12 protein-coding genes, 2 tRNA genes and 2 pseudogenes are annotated in these 18,603 nt (G+C 34.5%); 11 read left to right on the top strand and 5 right to left on the bottom strand.

Translation table 11 applies throughout. The features are described 5' to 3' along the window. The first annotated feature begins 113 nt into the window (after positions 1-113). The 6 genes and pseudogenes from ACFIKO_RS06250 (at position 114) to ACFIKO_RS06275 (ending at position 3,590) form a co-directional block, all read left to right on the top strand. A tRNA-Arg gene (locus tag ACFIKO_RS06250) sits at positions 114-190 on the top strand. 561 nt (positions 191-751) lie between these two features. Then, positions 752-937, top strand: a complete 186-nt coding sequence (locus ACFIKO_RS06255; RefSeq protein WP_375673539.1) for a hypothetical protein — start codon at positions 752-754, stop codon at positions 935-937. Further along, positions 925-1,158 (top strand): YbfB/YjiJ family MFS transporter, encoded by a 234-nt coding sequence (locus tag ACFIKO_RS06260; protein ID WP_375673529.1) that lies wholly within the window; start codon positions 925-927, stop codon positions 1,156-1,158. Before ACFIKO_RS06255 ends, ACFIKO_RS06260 begins: the two co-directional genes overlap by 13 nt. A 123-nt stretch (positions 1,159-1,281) precedes the next feature. Beyond that, positions 1,282-1,845, top strand: a pseudogene (locus tag ACFIKO_RS06265) (hypothetical protein). Between the two features lie 1,012 nt (positions 1,846-2,857). Next, a complete protein-coding gene (locus tag ACFIKO_RS06270; RefSeq protein WP_375673530.1) occupies positions 2,858-3,103 on the top strand; it encodes a hypothetical protein in 246 nt (81 codons plus the stop codon). A gap of 52 nt (positions 3,104-3,155) precedes the next feature. After that, a complete protein-coding gene (locus ACFIKO_RS06275) occupies positions 3,156-3,590 on the top strand; it encodes a DUF6990 domain-containing protein (protein ID WP_375673531.1) in 435 nt (144 codons plus the stop codon). A gap of 450 nt (positions 3,591-4,040) precedes the next feature. Here ACFIKO_RS06275 and ACFIKO_RS06280 read toward each other — a convergent pair whose 3' ends face one another. Next, a complete protein-coding gene (locus ACFIKO_RS06280) occupies positions 4,041-5,609 on the bottom strand; it encodes a TerC family protein (protein WP_375673532.1) in 1,569 nt (522 codons plus the stop codon). 437 nt (positions 5,610-6,046) lie between these two features. Here ACFIKO_RS06280 and ACFIKO_RS06285 point away from each other — a divergent pair. Beyond that, positions 6,047-6,122, top strand: a tRNA-Lys gene (locus tag ACFIKO_RS06285). Between the two features lie 1,415 nt (positions 6,123-7,537). Here the strand turns inward: ACFIKO_RS06285 and ACFIKO_RS06290 are convergent. The 4 genes from ACFIKO_RS06290 to ACFIKO_RS06305 all read right to left on the bottom strand — a co-directional run bounded on the left by ACFIKO_RS06290 (position 7,538) and on the right by ACFIKO_RS06305 (position 13,341). After that, positions 7,538-8,491, bottom strand: a complete 954-nt coding sequence (locus ACFIKO_RS06290; protein ID WP_375673533.1) for a YbhN family protein — start codon at positions 8,489-8,491, stop codon at positions 7,538-7,540. 24 nt (positions 8,492-8,515) lie between these two features. Beyond that, positions 8,516-10,258: a YbaL family putative K(+) efflux transporter gene (gene ybaL / locus ACFIKO_RS06295; protein ID WP_375620093.1), complete on the bottom strand. Its 1,743-nt coding sequence runs from the start codon at positions 10,256-10,258 to the stop codon at positions 8,516-8,518. A gap of 99 nt (positions 10,259-10,357) precedes the next feature. Next, positions 10,358-12,871 carry a protein translocase subunit SecD gene (gene secD, locus ACFIKO_RS06300; protein WP_375620094.1) on the bottom strand — a complete coding sequence of 838 codons (2,514 nt, stop codon included), beginning with the start codon at positions 12,869-12,871 and terminating at the stop codon, positions 10,358-10,360. A gap of 92 nt (positions 12,872-12,963) precedes the next feature. Then, positions 12,964-13,341, bottom strand: coding sequence for a hypothetical protein (locus ACFIKO_RS06305; RefSeq protein ID WP_375620095.1), 378 nt, complete (start codon positions 13,339-13,341; stop codon positions 12,964-12,966). Between the two features lie 180 nt (positions 13,342-13,521). Here ACFIKO_RS06305 and ACFIKO_RS06310 point away from each other — a divergent pair, with 180 nt between their 5' ends. The 4 genes and pseudogenes from ACFIKO_RS06310 to ACFIKO_RS06325 form a co-directional block, all read left to right on the top strand. After that, positions 13,522-15,897: a mechanosensitive ion channel family protein gene (locus ACFIKO_RS06310; RefSeq protein ID WP_375673534.1), complete on the top strand. Its 2,376-nt coding sequence runs from the start codon at positions 13,522-13,524 to the stop codon at positions 15,895-15,897. Further along, complete coding sequence (locus tag ACFIKO_RS06315; protein WP_375620097.1) at positions 15,891-16,163, top strand: hypothetical protein; 273 nt, start codon at positions 15,891-15,893, stop codon at positions 16,161-16,163. The genes ACFIKO_RS06310 and ACFIKO_RS06315 overlap by 7 nt, the downstream gene beginning before the upstream one ends. A 561-nt stretch (positions 16,164-16,724) precedes the next feature. Then, a complete protein-coding gene (locus tag ACFIKO_RS06320; protein ID WP_375620098.1) occupies positions 16,725-17,663 on the top strand; it encodes an outer membrane protein in 939 nt (312 codons plus the stop codon). Between the two features lie 681 nt (positions 17,664-18,344). Next, positions 18,345-18,482 (top strand): annotated as a pseudogene (locus ACFIKO_RS06325) (integrase); the annotation flags it as partial. Positions 18,483-18,603 lie beyond the last annotated feature (121 nt).

The following is an 18,603-nucleotide window of genomic DNA, read 5'->3' on the forward strand; positions in this document are numbered from 1 at the left end:
TGTTGTTAGATAAGCTACAAACAAGTAATTTTTTATTAAAATGATAATTTAGCATTGAAGCTAAGAGTATGATTGGTTAAAAGACCATAACTGATTTTAATAATCAGTTTGAAGCACCCGTAGCTCAGCTGGATAGAGCGCTGCCCTCCGAAGGCAGAGGTCACAGATTCGAATTCTGTCGGGTGCACCAAATTCTTCAACTTCATATTATCCTAAATAACAATATTACCTAAAAAAAGCCAATTTCCTCTTTTATGAAAATGGTCATTTGAGTTGTTTATTAAGTTTTATAGCGAATAAGAAAATGATTTTAAGAGAAGTAAAGTTTACGGTTGCGTATATAATTTTTCGATTAGTCATTTTGAATATCGAGATAAAAAAGCAAGATTATCTAAATATGCTTTCAATTTAATTATAACATTTATAACATAAAAATACATATTAATTCAATATGTTATTATATAATTGATCTGGCAATTTTGACAGTAGATCGCTAAATATATTGTTTTGAGCATTAAAATAGATAGCTAAATTTGCTTTTATTCTATTTTGGGAGCTAAAGGCTGTTATGGTGAAATGGAACGCGGATGAGGAATATCACCAGTTAAAGGAATAATAATAGGGATAAAAATAATCGTCAAGATTTGAATTATTTCAAAACGCTGTATTCGGTATGGTTCTTATGGTTTTGAGAATGGGTATCGGGTGATTTCTCTATACACCAATATTGCCGGTTATATTGGATGAGGGATTGTTTATCTTTAATCAACCTTTTTATATAGCTAGCGCTAATTATGGTGGTTATTTAGTTGGGAGTATGTTCTTTACGTTTGGCAGAATTGGGAATATATCTCTTGCTCCTCACATGCCTATCTTGTGCAGCTATAGTAATGAGTGCACTTATTATTTCCATGGCGTTAACACTTGGTCCTTTTGATCCGATTTGCTTCTTGTGTTGCGAGTGCAGCAATGATGGTTTTGGGTTCTATTATGGTCATGCAGCATAGCCATAATAGGCGGATTATTGCTTCGCTTTATGCAGGTGTAGGAGTTGGTATTCTACTAGGTAATGAATATGTTATTATTAGTTTGAATAGGGCGCTTGATGCGACAAACATTTGGTTTGAAGTCGGCTTAATGTCTGTTCAAAACTTTTAAAAACATACAGGTTTAATTATAACAACGATAGCAAAAAACACCCCCGTTATTTCTTCTATTGAAAATGAAATCGCTTCTGTTAATAAGAAAAAACCATCCAAAAAATATAAATTGACCAATCAAATGAATTTCGTGACTGGCCATATATTATATCGCATTCGTGCTTTAAAAGATTTTGGTGATGTAAAAAAGTGATCTAGATGGTTTTATTGAAAATGAAAGCAACCATCTTTCATGATGGCAATTGCTGAGTTGCTGATATGCCTGTGTTGTAAAATCTGGTCGTGTTTATGAAAATGCAAGGGGCAATGGCTATGCTGCCATTGGTGGCTATGTGTATGGCAATGCCCTTATATGTGATAAAACTCGCGTGTATTTTGGTGCTCATGTTTATGACAATGCTCATCTTTCTTATAAGGTTTGAGTTTATCATTATGCACGGGTTTATGGAAATGCAAAATTATCCGGTAGTGTAGCTATTCATAGCAATGCCGAGGTTTATGATCATGCTGTTGTTAATATGGCAAGATTTATGGCAATGCCAAGATCTCTGGTTATTTCGTGATTAGAGGTAATGTATATGGCAATGCAAGAATAAAAAGACATAGCGATTTATATTCGGTTCCCATAAAATTTGAGGTTTATGAAAGTGATAACGTTGTCAAGATTGATAAACAGAATAAATGACAGGCGTGGGGAGCGCCTTTTTGATGGCTATAAACCCATCATAAAAGAGAAAATTCATAAAAGAAAGTCGTGCCAATTGATATGACGCGGCTTTTAAATAAAGGTTCTACAGATCATACAAAAGAAATCTATAATGAATGCATATATACAACGTATCATATTGCAAGCGCTCTATTTTATTGATTAAAACTTATCAAAAGGAACGTAAATGACAGGTATGATTTTTAATCACTCATTTGAATTACAGAACCTATAAACACTTTATTTATGGCTATAAAACGTATCAAGAATAACACCTTCATTTTTGAGGGGGGCATTTGAAACAAAGCACATTATCAAAATGCCTCTTTTAAAATGTTTTTTACTTGTTTGCTTGCGTTATATCATTAAAAGACTTTTGATTTCATAAGACATAATATTATCAATATAATACCTGTTTATTACCTGTTGTGATGATAGTATCTATATAATACCTGCTTGTCATTTACTAACTTTTTAGTAAGCGGTGCTTTAAAATCGACTTGTCTTTAAATCCTTTTATGTGTTTTTAATGAATTAAAATCTATCTTATAATAGCTTCAAATGATTATTTCTTTTAAGGTTTTGCTCAAAAAAAGAAAAACCCATACTATATTCTTTAAGCGTATGCGATTTATGTGTGATAAAAACGTATCATAAAATTTATGAACTGTTATGAATGATAGCTGCTTTTCACTTCATTTGAATGTGGACATGTCTTATAAGATTTGCATCATAATTTGCTTTTTATAGTCTATTCATACATGGCAATTGTTTATAAAAAATGGTCAATTGAATCACGTATAAAGTGTGAATTCTAAATGGAATTCATATAAAATAATTTCACACAAACTATTGACTTTGTTGTGTATTTTTTATGATAAGATTATTCTCTTATACGGCATTATCAATTTTATTTGCAAAAATCTGCTTCGCTTTTGACTTTTGATATGAATACAACCTCTTTTGAGGTAGAGCAAAGAATTTTTTAGCCATGGAGAGTGCAACAGCACTCTTCAAAAATCTTGATTGGTCTGTTGAAAAAATTCAAGAGGTAGATAATTATTCAGTACGTTATCAACTACCAGATCGTGAAGTACAAGTTCTTTATAATGACGCAATTATCAAAGTTTATCCGCAATTTGATGTTGGATTTTCGATTAATACTGGTATTTTAGCTGCTGCCTGCATGGTAATTGATCCCTATCAATTCTCAGCATTTACAAGATCTAAAACTTGACTTTGATAAAAAGTGGTTGAGAGTTTGTGAAGAAGAAATATATGCGGATTGGTTGGAATTAGAGCTTGATTATGTCTTGAAATGGGCGATGGAAAAAATTGATCTTCATAAATGCTTTTATTCCAGATATGGAGCACTACCTTGGCAAAAGAGTGAAGTTGAGGCACATAAGGTTATCAAGATAGATGATGCAGGTTATAGCTTACTTTATATTGGTGCACTGGCTTTATTGGGTGATGTTGCAACCTTACAATCTTATTATCAAAGTTTCAGTGCAGGGGATCATTTAGGCTTTGATGAAAATACCCAACAGATTCATCTTGAACGTGCATTGGCTTTAGCCAAAGAAGTAGTGAAATCTAAGCAACTCAGCTACACTTTAATTGCAAAAGTAGCAAAAAATATGAGTTCATCTGAAAGAAAAACAAAGTTCTTAATAAGAGCTTTCCAGAGAGGTGGAGCTTTATTCTTGGAAGGAAAAAAATAGCTAAATTTATCGAAACAAAAGATAAGAAATATCAAGAAGGTCTCAAAAAATTATAGGAACCAGAGTCTAGTTTAACGCTGCCATTATCAGTTGAGTGAACCCAACAATGGCAAAGTTCTATCCATTGGCGGAAATCTGATGTTTGAAAGATGATTTCTTGATGTGAAGCTAATGTTATAATAAATCAATATGTTGTATATATTCATAATTTTTGAGATTAATGACCATTGACAAATAATTTTGCATCATTTTTTCTCTTACAGCTTTTTGTAAACCATCAATGAAAATTTTTATAATGGAAAGTTTATTGATAACATAACTTTTGTATGTTCATTACCTTACGCTTAAAAAATATAAAAATAATGAAATGCAATTAAGTCATCAACTTCTTATTCTTTTCAATTTTTAATCATAAAAAAATCTTTTTATTCATCTTGCTTATAAAAAGAATTAGCTTTTTTCTGGTAAGACAATTGGAGAAATAAGGATTTTAGATATGTTTCGGCGTTCCATTTCAATCACTTTAAAGTGTAAACCATCAGTTTCAAAACTTTCTCCCTCATTTGGTAAATGACCAAACTGCCAAAGCATAAAGCCTGCCAGAGTCGTATAACGATCTGCTTCATCCACAAGGTTACGCCCAAGATAACCACTTAAACGGCGGATATCAGCATATCCCTCAACAAGAAGACTGCCATTTTCAAGTTGTTCTGCGATCATGAGTTCTTCATCGTCATCAGGAAAGTCTCCTGCAATAGCTTCAAGAATATCGGTTGGTGTTGCAATTCCTTCAAAAGATCCATGCTCATCAACAATAATTGCAAGCTGAATCGAAGAATGACGTAATTGCTCCATCAATCGTAAAACACTTGTATTTTCATGAACAACGAGGGGTTCTCGCATAGCTTTTTTCCAATTAATTTTTTCCCCCTCAGCCAAGTTCAAAAGAAGATCTTTTGTCAACGCAACGCCAACAAATTCATCTACTTTTTCACGCGCAAGAATTAAGCGGCTATGTTTAACCTTTTGTAATTCTTCACGCATTCCATTTTCATCAGCATTTAAATCTAACCACTCAATCTCATTACGCGGCGACATGATAGAGCGAACAGGGCGATCAGCTAAATCGAGAACACCACGAATCATCTCCTTTTCTTCTGGTCTAAACAACTCAGAAGCTGCAGCCTGTTCAGCAATAACATCTACAGTCTCAGCAAGATGACTATCTTTACTTCCTCCTCCTAAGAGCCTCAAAACAGCATCAGCTGTTCTACTGCGTAGATCATTTGTTTTAATCATTTTTTCACGGTTACGACGTCCAATTTGATTAAAAGCTTCGATGAGAACAGAAAAACCAATAGCAGCATACAAATACCCTTTGGGAATATGAAAACCAAATCCTTCAACAATGAGAGTAAAACCAATCATCATCAAAAAACCAAGACAGAGAATTACAATAGTGGGATGACGATTAATAAAACGCATAAGAACACCAGATCCGCACATCATTACTCCCATAGCAGCTATGACTGCGATATACATAACTGTTGCCTGCTCTTTTGCAATCATACCTGTTGCGGTAATAATACTGTCTAGTGAAAAAACGGCATCCAGCACCACGATTTGAACAATTACTTGCCAAAAAACAGCATAAGCAACGCCTGTTTTTCTTTCATGTGATACGCCTTCTAACCTTTCATGTAATTCTAGCGTTCCCTTTGCTAGTAAAAAGGCTCCACCACCGATTAAAATAAAGCTATGCCAACTAAAGATAAAAGATGAAAGTGAAAGAATTACCCTATCGAGTCTCATAACCCATCCTATAACTGTAAGAAGGAAGAGCCGCATAATTAATGCTAAAGTAAGACCTAGAAAGCGTGCGCGGTCACGCAAATGCAGTGGTAATTTTTCAGCTAAAATTGCAATAAAGATAAGGTTATCTATTCCTAAAACAATTTCGAGAAAAACTAGCGTGATCAAACCAAACCACGCATGGGGATCAGTGATCCATTCCATCATTCCTCACCTTTTAGAAGCTTAAAAGCGCGCGATTGACAAAAAAAATTCATAGGCTTTTATTCGTATATTGGATCATGAATATTGAATGTAAAAAAATTTATATTCAACGAAAAAAACAGCAAAATATTGCTTGAATGCATGTGATTATTGATAAAACAAAATGACGCCCCATCCCGCTTACAACCACAAGAAGGTTCCTCTAAATTTTGCTCGGGCATTATGCTCGATAATCCTCCAACTGTAGGTTCTGTATAACAATCAGAACATTTATTTATAAAGCTTCCTATAATGGGTTTATTTTTATATAAGATCAAGTGGTGAATATCATATTTTTAACCTTACAGACAATGAGTCTATATAACAAACAACAAAATATCTGGACATCCATCCTTAGGAGCGTTATAGAAACGCTCATTCTCATCTTTCGGGAAGCTTATGGGTGATTAGCTCAGTCGGTAGAGCAGCTGACTCTTAATCAGCGGGTCGTGGGTTCGATCCCCTCATCACCCACCATTTGATTTGATACCATAAATAACGTATTGATTGCGTAAATTTTTTTAAGATACGAGTTGCTAAATAAAATTGGGAAGTAGGATTTTCCCATATGCGTTTGTGTAAAAGTAAAGATTGTTGATATAGCTTAGTCATCAGGTTTTGTACTTTTAGGGGGCTTAAAGATCTTTTAATGCGTATTGTTTCTTTTTTTTAAATCGCAATTGGTAAGGAGAAGTTTCTTACCGACAATTGTGTTATTTAAAGGGGTATAAAAATCAACAGTTTTCACTTCTTTTAATATAAATTGACTAAAATTTTTTGGATTTTGGGCATATTGTTTAAAGATAGAAGAAACGTTACATTTTAGTTGTGTCAGCAGCGTGGATATTTTTTGATAACTCTCCCGCTTAAACAAAAAATCTCTGTAATAATCATCAGTATTCGAAGAGGGTGAATCAAGATAAAACAAAGTAATTAGCTGGAAATAACAGAAATAAAATTAGATCAGTTTAATGGTTTAAAGCTAATACCTGCTAAACGATAGAAAATAAGCTTTAATAAGGATTCAAGTTCTAAAATATTAAACCGTGCAGTTACGTTATGCTGTTTTCCCGTTAGCTTAACCGCTAAAAAGATAAACATTAAGAAAGCTGCTCAGAACCATTATAATATATTTATTTATAATAATTAATTACTATTTTTTAAAAAACTTTATTGTCATAAACTTCTTTTGTTTCAATCCCTCTTATAATGAATTAATTAAAATTATTACTTTTGCGTTATAAATGAGATTAACGTGTGGATAAAGACTATTGAAGAAAAGCATAAAAATGATTCTTATTAACGTTCTTAAGCGTCAAAAGTTATCACAACATTGGAAAAATAGTATAATGGTGCAGGCTTGCTCTTTTATTAAGTATAAAGATGATGGTGCAACAATGGCTTTACTATTATACCATTTACGGGTGTTACTGTGTAATGGGGAAGAGCACTGAGAGATGAAAATTTCGTAAAGTTTTTCCTTGTATTTTTATATGATCGTTCAGGAAAAATTCTTTTATTAAAAGGGTTAAGTATTCTTGATTTATATACTTTTTCTTTTTTTAATAATAAAATGAAGTTATTTTCAGATAGAGGTTTTTAATTTGAGCATTTGTTTTTTGCAATGATGTGTTTTATCCAACATAAAAATCGATTACATAATGAAATAGTCCTTTTAATATTCAAGTCTATGGGAGTTTTTTTGAAGGAAAATAGATAAATATTTCTATGCTTTTTGTAAAGTAAGATTCTTATAAAAGGGGACCTTCAAGTTTCAATATAAAAAAGATAAACACAAGTAATGATTGTGTTTATTTACATCTACAATCGAATTTAGCATGGATGATAATCTTTATAGGCACACAAAAAAGAAGTCGTTGATAGCCTTTTATTTATTCAGGTGGTGTTTTGGAGGCTCTTTTCCAATATTGATGCGCTTCAAAAATGGCGACCACAAATAATGAAATGATGAGCGGTATAATCAAATAAAACATTCTAAAGACAATAAGTGCTGCAATAACATCGGTTGGATTTATATTGGGCATGCCTGTTATGAAGAGAGCTTCAAGAACTCCTACTCCTCCTGCTGGAGCATTGGAGAGAAGAGTTATCGTAAAAGATGCTAGGAAAACACCAAGAACAGAGATAAAATGAATATCTGCGTTGTGTGGGAGAACAGCATATATAATTCCTGCTGCTCCTAAAAGCTCTAGAGGGCTAATGAGAAGCTGTTGAATAACAATTTTCAACCGTGGATAGGAAAGTTTAATTTTCTTACCCAAGCGTAAGGGTTTTAATTGAAGCCAGCTGCCAAACGTATAAAGTGCTATACAGCTGAGTAAAATTGCTCCACTCGTTGTCCCTAGCCATTCAGGAAGTTCTTTATGAATGAGGGTGATAATTTCGGGTTGCAGCACCAAAACGATTCCCAAAAGTAAGATTGTGCCGATTACAAAAGTAAAAGAGCAAAAACCTACTAATATTGCGATTTCTGTTCCGCTTAATCCTTTCATTTTATAGGCGCGATAGCGCACAACGGCACCAGAAAAAACTGAAGCACCGATATTGTGTGAAAGAGCGTAGGTTGTAAATGAACATATAGCGATAAAAATCCAAGAAATTTTATGGCCTAGATGTTGTAGGGCAATTCGATCATATCCAGCAAGAGCAGCATAAGCTAGGAGGGAACATAAACAGGCTAGTAACCAGTGCTGTGCATTTAAATCGCTCAAGCGCTCCAATACATCCCCAAATGAAATGGCAGAGAGTTTCATATAAAGAATCCGAATAGATATCAGCATTGCTAAGATACCAATCAAGGGCCATATAAATTGCTTTATTTTCACGATTCTTTATCCATTTTATGTTTTCTATAAATTTTCATGATTGAGCACATTCTGTACAGATCTTCGTTCCGTTATATACTCCATAATGCCATTGGCAACTTCTTCATCATCCGTTACTACAACATCAGCACCTAAATCAATGAGATATGCTGTTTCTGTGTCGGATAATGCATGTGTGATTATCTGGATATCTTTCTTCATATCACGTATATTCACGATACATTCTCCTACTTCAATGGTGCTTCGCATTGTAATAACAACTTTATGTGCATTATTTATATTTGCTGCGTTCATTATTTCTTGTTGAATGATATTACCGCAAATAGCCTCAAAGCCATCTGCAATCGCTTTATCAGAGAGGCGTTTTGATTCTTCTACGATCACTACAGGGTTACCTCTATTTATTAAAGATAATGCAACACATTTACCAATACGACCATAGCCAATAATTACGATATGGTTATTTTTTAAGGTCATCGGTAAAAAATCTTGGTCAGGATCTTGTGGATCAATATCAATAATTGTTTGGGTATTTTGTGAAGATGCAGAATTTTTTTCTAGACGTTTTTTAATTTTATTACAGGCAATGAAAACAAGAGGATTGAGCAAAATAGAAAAAATTGCTCCTCCAAGAATTAAATCATGAGCGTCATTGTTTAAAAGTCCTAAGCTTAAACTTAAACCAGCAAGGATAAAGGAAAATTCTCCGATTTGGGCAAGGCTTGCAGAAATAGTCAAAGCTGTTGCATTAGAATAGCGAAAAGCCTTAACGATGAAAAAGGCAACAGCAGATTTTCCGATTACGATAATGAATAAGGTTGCCAAGAGAGGAAAAAAATGAGTTAAGAGTTTCTCTGGGTCAAATAACATGCCTACAGAAACAAAAAAGAGAACAGAAAAGGCATCGCGCAGTGGTAAAGATTCTTCCGCGGCACGGTGGCTTAATTCTGATTCGCTCATGACCATACCAGCAAAAAAAGCACCAAGAGAAAGAGAAACACCAAATAAATGAGCAGCTCCGAAAGCTACTCCTAATGCAATAGCAAAAACGCTAAGACGAAATAATTCACGTGATCCCGATTGTGCGCTCATTTTTAAAAGCCATGGGATAACGCGTCTCCCAATGATGAGCATAAGTGCAATAAATACGATCACTTTCAGGATGGTGAGACCAAAAATACCCCAAATACTTAAATCCAACCATTGAACAAGAGGATCCAACGCTTCTTTTTTGGTATTGCTGAGGGCACTTGCCAAGGAAGGAATGAGGACAAGTATAAGGACCATTGCTAAATCCTCAATAATCAACCATCCAACGGCAATGCGTCCTTTTTCTGTTTCAATAAGATGACGCTCTTGCAAAGCACGTAGTAGGATAACAGTACTTGCTATGGATAAAGCAAGGCCGAAGATCAAACTACCACTGAAGCCCCATCCCATAATCAAACCAAGGCACAAACCTAGAAAAGTAGAAAATGCCATTTGTGCAATAGCAGCGGGGACAGCAATAGCTTTGACAGATAAAAGATCTTTTAATGAAAAGTGGAGTCCAACACCAAACATCAGCAAAATAATACCAATTTCAGCAAGTTGATTAATGATAACGGAATCTATTTTAAATCCGCCTGTATTGGGTCCCACAATAACACCGGCTAACAAATAGCCTACAAGTGGTGAAATCCGTAAACGGCTAGCAATCATTCCTAAGAGAAATGCTAAACATAAACCTGCAACAATAGTTGTGATAAGTGGTGTGTCGTGGAGCATGGATTATTTACTATTCTTGATCAAAAAGCGAATGAATGAAAATGACTATATTTCTATGAGAAGAGAAGCGAAATGTATCATACGTATTAAAGGGCATTTTTATTTCACTTTGGTATTCGCACGATTATTTCGCTCACGCCACCAATTTCCTAGCAGGAGTAAAATAGGAGCAGCAATAAAGATAGAGGATGATGTTGCAATAATAATCCCAAAGACCATGGGCAATGCAAAATTATGAACAGCACTTCCACCCCATATCGCCATGGGGAGCATAGCAAGAATTGTTGTGGCTGATGTAAAAAAACAACGTACCAGAACCTGATTAATTGACAGATCAATCAGCTCGCGCAACGGCATTTTTTTATAAAGACGCATATTTTCGCGCATCCTATCATAGACGACAACTTTATCATTTATAGAATATCCAACAATTGTTAAGAGTGCAGCGATAGCCGTTAAATTAAAATCAAATTGAAATAAAGCAAAAAAGCCAATCATTTTTGTGGTGTCTAGAATGAGAGTGATAATTGCTCCAATAGCAAAGAACCATTCGAAGCGTAACCATATATAGAGAGACATGGCAATAGCCGCAAGAATAACAGCAGTAAAAGCAGCTGTGGCAAGCTCGCCTGAAATTTTGGGACCAACAACTTCTATTTGATCGAATGTGGTATCGGGATAGATATTTTGTACAGCTGTTTTAACTTTATCGATGGCGATGGTTTGTTGTGCTTCACTACCGCTTTGTTTCTGCATGCGAATTAATACGGTGTTTTCGTTATCAATATTTTGCAAGGTAACTTCACCAATATTAAGAGTAGAAAGCTTGGAACGCAGAGTTGCTAGATCTGCAGGTGCTTTCGTGGTAATACTCATTTGGCTTCCGCCAATGAAATCAATTCCGAAGTTCAATCCAGGCTTAAAAAAGAGAAAAACTGAAGCCATTGATAAAACAATTGAGACGCCAATACCAATGAAGCGTGCTTTCATAAAGTGGAAAGTTGTGTTTTGTGGCATGATGTTGAAAGCAGAGTGAATATGTAATTTTTTAATTTTCCATTTACGAACGATCCAAATCATGATGATGCGTACAATGGTGATATTTGTAAACATGGAGATGATAATACCAAGCAACATTGTTACGGCAAAACCACGAACCGGACCGGTACCAAACCAAAATAGTAAGACAGTCGCTATAATTGCCGTAACATTTGCATCAACAATGGTTGCAAAAGCGTGTTTAAATCCACGATCTAGGGCTGCAAAAGCACTGACACCTTTTCGACTTTCTTCACGGATACGTTCATTGATGAGAATATTAGCATCAACGGCAATACCGATGCCTAAAATAATACCAGCAATACCAGGTAGCGTAAGCGTAGCTCCCAAAAGACTGAGTGCAGCAAATGTTAAAATCGTGTGCAGAGCTAGTGCTATATTGGCAATTAATCCCCAAATACGGTAGAGAAGAAAAATAAAAATTGCAACAAGAATAAAGCCAATTATGCCGGTGTAAAGTCCCATTTGGATGGCATCAGCACCAAGATTTGGACCTACGGTTCTCTCTTCAATAACCGTGAGTGGTGCGGGGAGGGAACCAGCACGAAGCAGAGCAGCCAGAGTTGAGGCTTCTTTGGGGTCAAAGTTTCCTGTAATTTGACCTTGTCCATTGGGAATGACACTATTGATGGTAGGAGCGGTTAAAACCTTATTATCCAGAACAATGGCAAAAGGACGGTTAATATTTTGTCGTGTTATATCGGCAAATATTTTTGCACCAGCGGAATCTAGAGTAAATGAAATAATGGAACGTCCTGGTATTTGGGGGTCAAAACCTGCACGGGCATCTTTCAGGACATTTCCATCTAAAGCGATTTGATCATAAATTGCATAATGTTGTGTTGCATCAGTATATCCAGGAAGAATAGAAACACCTATAGGGGGATTATTGGGGTCCACATTAGAAGGAACAAGATGAAAACTCATTTTAGCGGTTGTTCCTAAAAGATCACGTAGTTGTTTTGGATCTTGTAGGCCGGGCAATTGGACCATAATACGATCATTTCCGACCTTTTGGATGGCTGGTTCTGAAACACCAACTTGATCTATACGGCGACGGATGATTTCTAAGCTTTGTTCAATAGCATTGCTTACACGGTCTTTTATACCAGCTTCTGTTAATGTGATGCGGAGAGTTTCATTTTGAGCATTGATCGTGATGTTATGTTCTGTTGTACCAAAGCTACTGTGTATGGGGGTTATTAATGTTTTCAAAGCAGAAAGTGCTTTTTCAGTTTGCGATGGATCAGAAATAAGGACAATAACGCTATCTTCAACGATACGCACACTTGAGGTGCGGATTTGTTTTTCACGCAATATATTGCGTATACTGCCTAAAACTATATGTAACTGATCGCGTTTTAACGTTTTGCTATCAACCTCGAGCAGGAGAGAAGAGCCTCCTTGAAGGTCAAGACCAAGTGCTACACGGGTGTCGGGTAAGAATTTGGAGTTTTTAACTTGTTCGTATGAAAATAAATTGGGTAAGGCAACATAAATGCTGCTTAAAAGAATAAAACAATAAAGGGTAGTTAACCAACCAGGTGTACGCATGATATATTCCGCTAATAGGCAATCTAACAGTTATTCAAAGTTAAAAGCACAAGTAAAATAAGATGATCGTTTTATAATTCAAGGAAGAGAATTTAAGTGTGTTCATTAGGAGGAGCGCGTTTATTTGAGAAATATTGCGTTTTAACGCTACGAAATCGTGTATCAATAGCTGGAATCTTTATTAAAAAGAAATTCAGTGTTAGGATTTTTTGAAAGGTTCTTGTAACAATAGATTCTGTATGGAGTGTTACAAGTTTTTTGTTTTCAGTTGTGGTAACATTCAACTGATCACACTTATTGTGTAAATCAAATTTATTCCTTTTAATGATATTATTGGTGTGTGATTGTTTGATTAAATAAGCACGCGTTCCCAGGTTGCTCGTCAAGAATACACCTAAACTGGATAAAAAAATCCAAGTTGTCAAAGGAAGAAAATTTTCTTTTTTGCAATAGAGGTGCAAAAAACACATGCTAGAGTGCCTTCTTTAATCTTATTGAGTTCAGCTTATTTATTATCCTTTTCTCTTATTATCAGTATTATAGGATAAGGGAAAGCTTTTATAAGATTATTCTACAAAAGTTGAAAATATCTGCTTTATACCATATTAAAGAGGGGGGGATAAAATCCTTTTTGTGCGCATAAGGTAGATATGTATTCATTTTGTAGAGAAAACATCCACATACTTTTCCTTCTTTTGGGGATTATCTTTGTATTTAATTCTGGTGCATGGGGGAATAGGGGTGCACAAAATACAATTGTCGAACAAACAATAGCTTCTTATTCAGTTGATGAAATTATTCAACAACAACAGTTGATTATTAAGACTCTTGAAGAAAATACTGAAACTTTAAAAAGAGATTTTGATAGAAAGTCAGAAGATGAGCGTGCTTTAGAAGAATTGCGGTTACGTGCACAAGATATTAGTGAACGTGCTATTGAGGCAGCATTTGTTTTGCGTCCTCATCTTAATGAGATTAATACACTTCTTGATCAATTAACGGAGCTCCATCGTGACGTAAAAAGACAGAAAAGCTCAGTGAAGGAATATCCTTACTTGATAGAGCAAAAAGCTAAAATTAATAGTATCATGCTTCGTTTTGAAGAAATTTTCTTAGCGGCAAATGGAATAGCTGAACTTTCTATTTCTCAGTCTCGGGAGCTTTTTAAACGCACGCTTACGTATAGGCTTGAGTTTTCGATTCCAATGGTTAAACAGCTCGCCCAAAAAACAAAAGAGGCTTCATCAGATTTTCTTTTGTTGTTAAATTTTTGGTGGAATTTTATATTTTATTTCAAGTTATTACAACTATTTCTTTCCTTTTTAATTCCACTTTTTATTACTTTTGGTCTTTCGTATTTTTCTAGAAAAGTTCTTGTTCATGTGTATTGCCACTTTAGGAAGTCTAATGAGGAAATATCTTATTTACAACGCTTATTAATCGCCTTTATTTCAGTTCTCTTACCTTCGCTTGTATGTACTGTTTGCGTTTATCTTGTGTTGTTTTTGTTTCGTAGTTTTAACTTAGAACTAGGTAAGCTTACAACAGTTTTTGATATGATAGGTTGTCAAATTATTTTAGTGTTTTTAATCAATCGCTTAGCAATTGTTCTTTTATCTTCGAATATGCCCCATGTACGTCTTCTCAGTATTGCACCATCGTCTGCTTATCAATTAGTGATTTTACTCACTTCTTTAGGGGGTGTTTTGGCATTTGACGCTGTTCTTGATAGTATTTATCAGATCATTTCAGCGCCTCTATCTTTGACAATTGCTACAAGTTTTATTGCTGTTTTTCTTGTAGCGATATTGCTGTTTATAATATCATTTGTACCTTTGCGATTTAGACGTAAGCGTTTTCAAGGAGAAAAAAAAGAACCATACTTTTGGCCATTTTATATACGCATTCCTCTTATTGGCTTGGGGTTACTGCTCTTTGTGTTGAATCTTTTAGGTTATGTTGGTCTTGCACGTTTTATTATGCAGCAAATTATGATTGGTGGAGCATTTTTAATTCTCATGTATTTAGGAATACAAAGCGCTCAAGCACTTGGGACTAAAGGCCAGTTTATGAAAACAACGGTTGGTCATCTTTTGATGCAGAGGTTTCATTTAGAAGAAAAAACGATGAATCAATTGGGAGTTTTTGTGAGTGTTTTTCTCAATTTATTTGTTGTTGTATTTTGTGCAATGCCAATTGCTGTACAGTTTGGATTTTCCTATTCTGATTTGAAAGCAGTATTGTGGCAATTGGTTACTGGTTTTCAGATTGGAAATATTACTCTTTCTTTGATTTCTATTGTAACAGGAATTATTTCTTTTTGTGTTTGCTGGTTTCTTATTCGCCGATTTATTGGTTGGTTAGATAGTGTGGTGTTGGTTCATGGAGAGTTTGATTCTGGTATACGTAATTCTGTCAAAACAGTGATAAGTTATGGAGGCGTTGTTGTGTCTGCTTTGACGGGATTGTCAATGGCAGGTTTGGATCTTAGAAATTTCGCTCTTATTGCAGGAGGACTTTCACTTGGTATAGGTTTTGGTTTACAGAATATTGTCCAAAACTTTGTCTCTGGACTTATTATTTTAGTTGGAAGACCATTTAAAATAGGAGACTATATAGAATCTGGATCAGTAGGTGGTGTTGTTAAGCGTATTAGTGTGCGTGCAACGGAACTTGAGACCATTCAGCGTAAGACAATTATTATTCCCAATTCAAGCCTTATTAATAACAATGTTAGTAATTGGACTAGACGTAATAAAGTAGGACGAATTGATATACCAGTTACTGTATCATCTAAGGTTGCTCCAGAGCATGTTGCTGAAATTTTGTTGGAGATTGCTTTTGCGACAGAAGGCGTTTTAAAAAATCCTACCCCGCAGGTGAGTTTTACAGCATTTGATCATAAGAGTTTTTCCTTTAATTTAGCGATTTATGTGCCTAATATTACCTCACCTTCTCATGTAACCAATGCTCTTCAATTTGTCTTATATAAGCGTTTTGCTGAGGAAGGAATCTTAGAATGCTGAAATATATTTATGCTTTAATTACAGTTATTCTGTTGAATATTTTTACCATAACAGCTTTTGCCGCAACAGTGAAGAATACAGATTTAAAGGTACAATCTCTCGTTGTTGTCGAGGGAAGTATACCTTCAAAAGTTTCTTTAAATACTCATCAAACAATTACAATTTGTATGAAGGGATGTTTTATAACTTTTCCTAATAAAGACCGTTTTGCAATAAAGGCAGATGATAATATAGAAATCAGTAGGGGAAGAGCAATTTTTAAATAAAATGATTGAGAATTTTTATTTTGAGACAAGATTTAGAAAGATAATGATATTGTCGTGTTAATAATCTCATTCTTTAGAAGAAGGTAGAAAAAAGGTATGATTTTATTATAAAATAAATGTATTTTTTTATACTATGTAGAATCTACATTATGCATTTTGGATATAAATATTGAGGTATTTATAATATTTTTAATGAATATCTATTTTTAAAAAATAGTACATCGTTTTTAGAATTTTTCTCACGAAAAAAAGGCGTAAAATATACTATTTTGTGATTTTTTTGCGTTTGTTTTGATACAAAATGTTTTATATTTCTTCATTTAAAAAAATATAATAGGTATTTTTATTAAATATTTATTATTTGAAGTATTCATTATTTTAATGTTTTAAAATTTATTTGATAATATTAAATTTTGATGTAATGATATATTAATCTAGTGATAGATTTAAATGTAACTATAAAGGAGTACATGCGATTTTGCGGCATAAGATTTTATAAAACTTTGTTTTTCTAAATGTGATTTTTGATTATATTTAAATTTAGCAATGGGGTATGATTTTATGAATACAAAATTTATAACAGCATCTGTTTTTTCCTTGATTTCACCTTCTATAGTACAGGCTGCAGATGTGGTGGCTCATGAAGAGCCAGTACATGTTGCCTCAGAAGTTGTTGCTTCTTCACCTTTTTCTTGGGGAGGTATTTATTTTGGGGGGCAAGTTGGTGGCTTTTCAGGTAAGACTTCTGCAATAACGCGTGATGTTGATATTCCTCTCTATCCTGATGAGGAGAGTAAAAGTAAACCATGGATACCTGTCGAGAAACAGTATATGCCTGAGCTTTCTGGATTTATAGGTGGTTTTTATGCGGGTGTTAATTTTGATCTCGGTAATAATTTTATTGTGGGGATTGATACGGATATGCTTTTAACGGAAAAAAAGGATACAAAAACAAGATTTCAGACTGATGAATCGAGTGCTGGTGGTCCTGGCACTGAAGGATCGGGCACTGAAGGATCGGGTACTGAAGGATTGGGTACTGATACTGAGAAATTAGGTACAGAAGAAAAAAGTCGAAAAAAGGCAAAACTTGTCAGGAAACAGGGTAGAGGCTTGTCTCGCTCTGTTGCAGAGGATAAAGACAGTTTAACTTTTAATCATACGTTAAAACAAAAATGGACAGGTGCTACACGGGTGCGTGTTGGGTTTTCTGCGGGGCGTGTGATGCCTTATATTGCTGGTGGTGTTGCTTATGGACAGTTTCAAGATATTTTGTCGATAGTAATTACGGGAGGTGAGCCCTTTAATAGGACATCGGATGCAACAAAAACGATGATTGGTTATACTCTCGGTGGTGGTGTTGATTTTGCAATGACAGATCATCTTGTTGTGCGTGCGGAATATCGTTATTCAGATTTTGGTAAAAAGAAATTTAAAGACGAGATTGAAGTTAAATATAAGACGAATGATTTTCGCGCAGGAATAGCTTACAAATTCTAGTTTTGTAGGATAAAGGAGCTTAAATTTAAGAGGTCCTATCTCTTTGATAGGGCCTTTATTTTTTAATGTTATGCATTGTAAATGCTATTTTATGGTGAAGAAAGGAGCTTTGACTTTGAGTGATGATGAGGAGATAAGAAAGAATTATTTAAATTCTTAATTGTTAAGAATGAAAATTCTTTGGTTCACAAGGTGTAGCTAAAATATTTATTTGCAAAGATGGAATGATTCGTTTTTTATATTATCACGTTATCATATGATAATATCATTATAGCGTAAAAAAAAAGTAAACTGAAAGATAGTTTTTCTATCTAAACAATTAGAAGATAAAGAAAATTCACATAGAGTGGTGCGGATGGCGTGCACGTTTATGCACCAATTTTTTCCCTTAGAATTCTCTATAATATCACCTGATAGCGCGGTTTATCTTTTTTCTATTTAATAACTAATTGTTTTTATTTTATTTATTAAATTTTTTTTATATAATCTTGGTATCAGATGAAAGTGCTCCAAGCGCGATTCAAAAGGTGGCTTTTAAAAGGTGGCTTTTAAAAGGTGGTTCGAAAAATAAGAACATGTGATAGGCTATTAGTCTTATCTGTAAAAAATCTATCTAAAGGCAAATATGCTAACAGAGCTGGTTTATGGCTTATAAAAACTGCATCAGATCAAGGATGATGGATTTTTAGGTTTGACCTCAATAAAAGACGACGAGAAACGGGATTAGGCTTTTGTAGCAATGTATCTTTAAAAGAAGCACGGTTCAAGGCTTCAGCTTGTTATGACTTTTGGGATCAAGGAATTAATCCAATTCACCAAAAACAAAAAGAAAATTTGCGTCGGGCAAGGGGGGGTATTTCTTTACGAGAAATTGCCTCCAGCACTGTTTGTATGTCTATAACCTATTGTCCACACCCCAATGGCATCTTATTGCATAAAA

Source organism: Bartonella sp. TS82HLJMH (assembly GCF_042193495.1).
Taxonomy (GTDB): domain Bacteria; phylum Pseudomonadota; class Alphaproteobacteria; order Rhizobiales; family Rhizobiaceae; genus Bartonella; species Bartonella grahamii.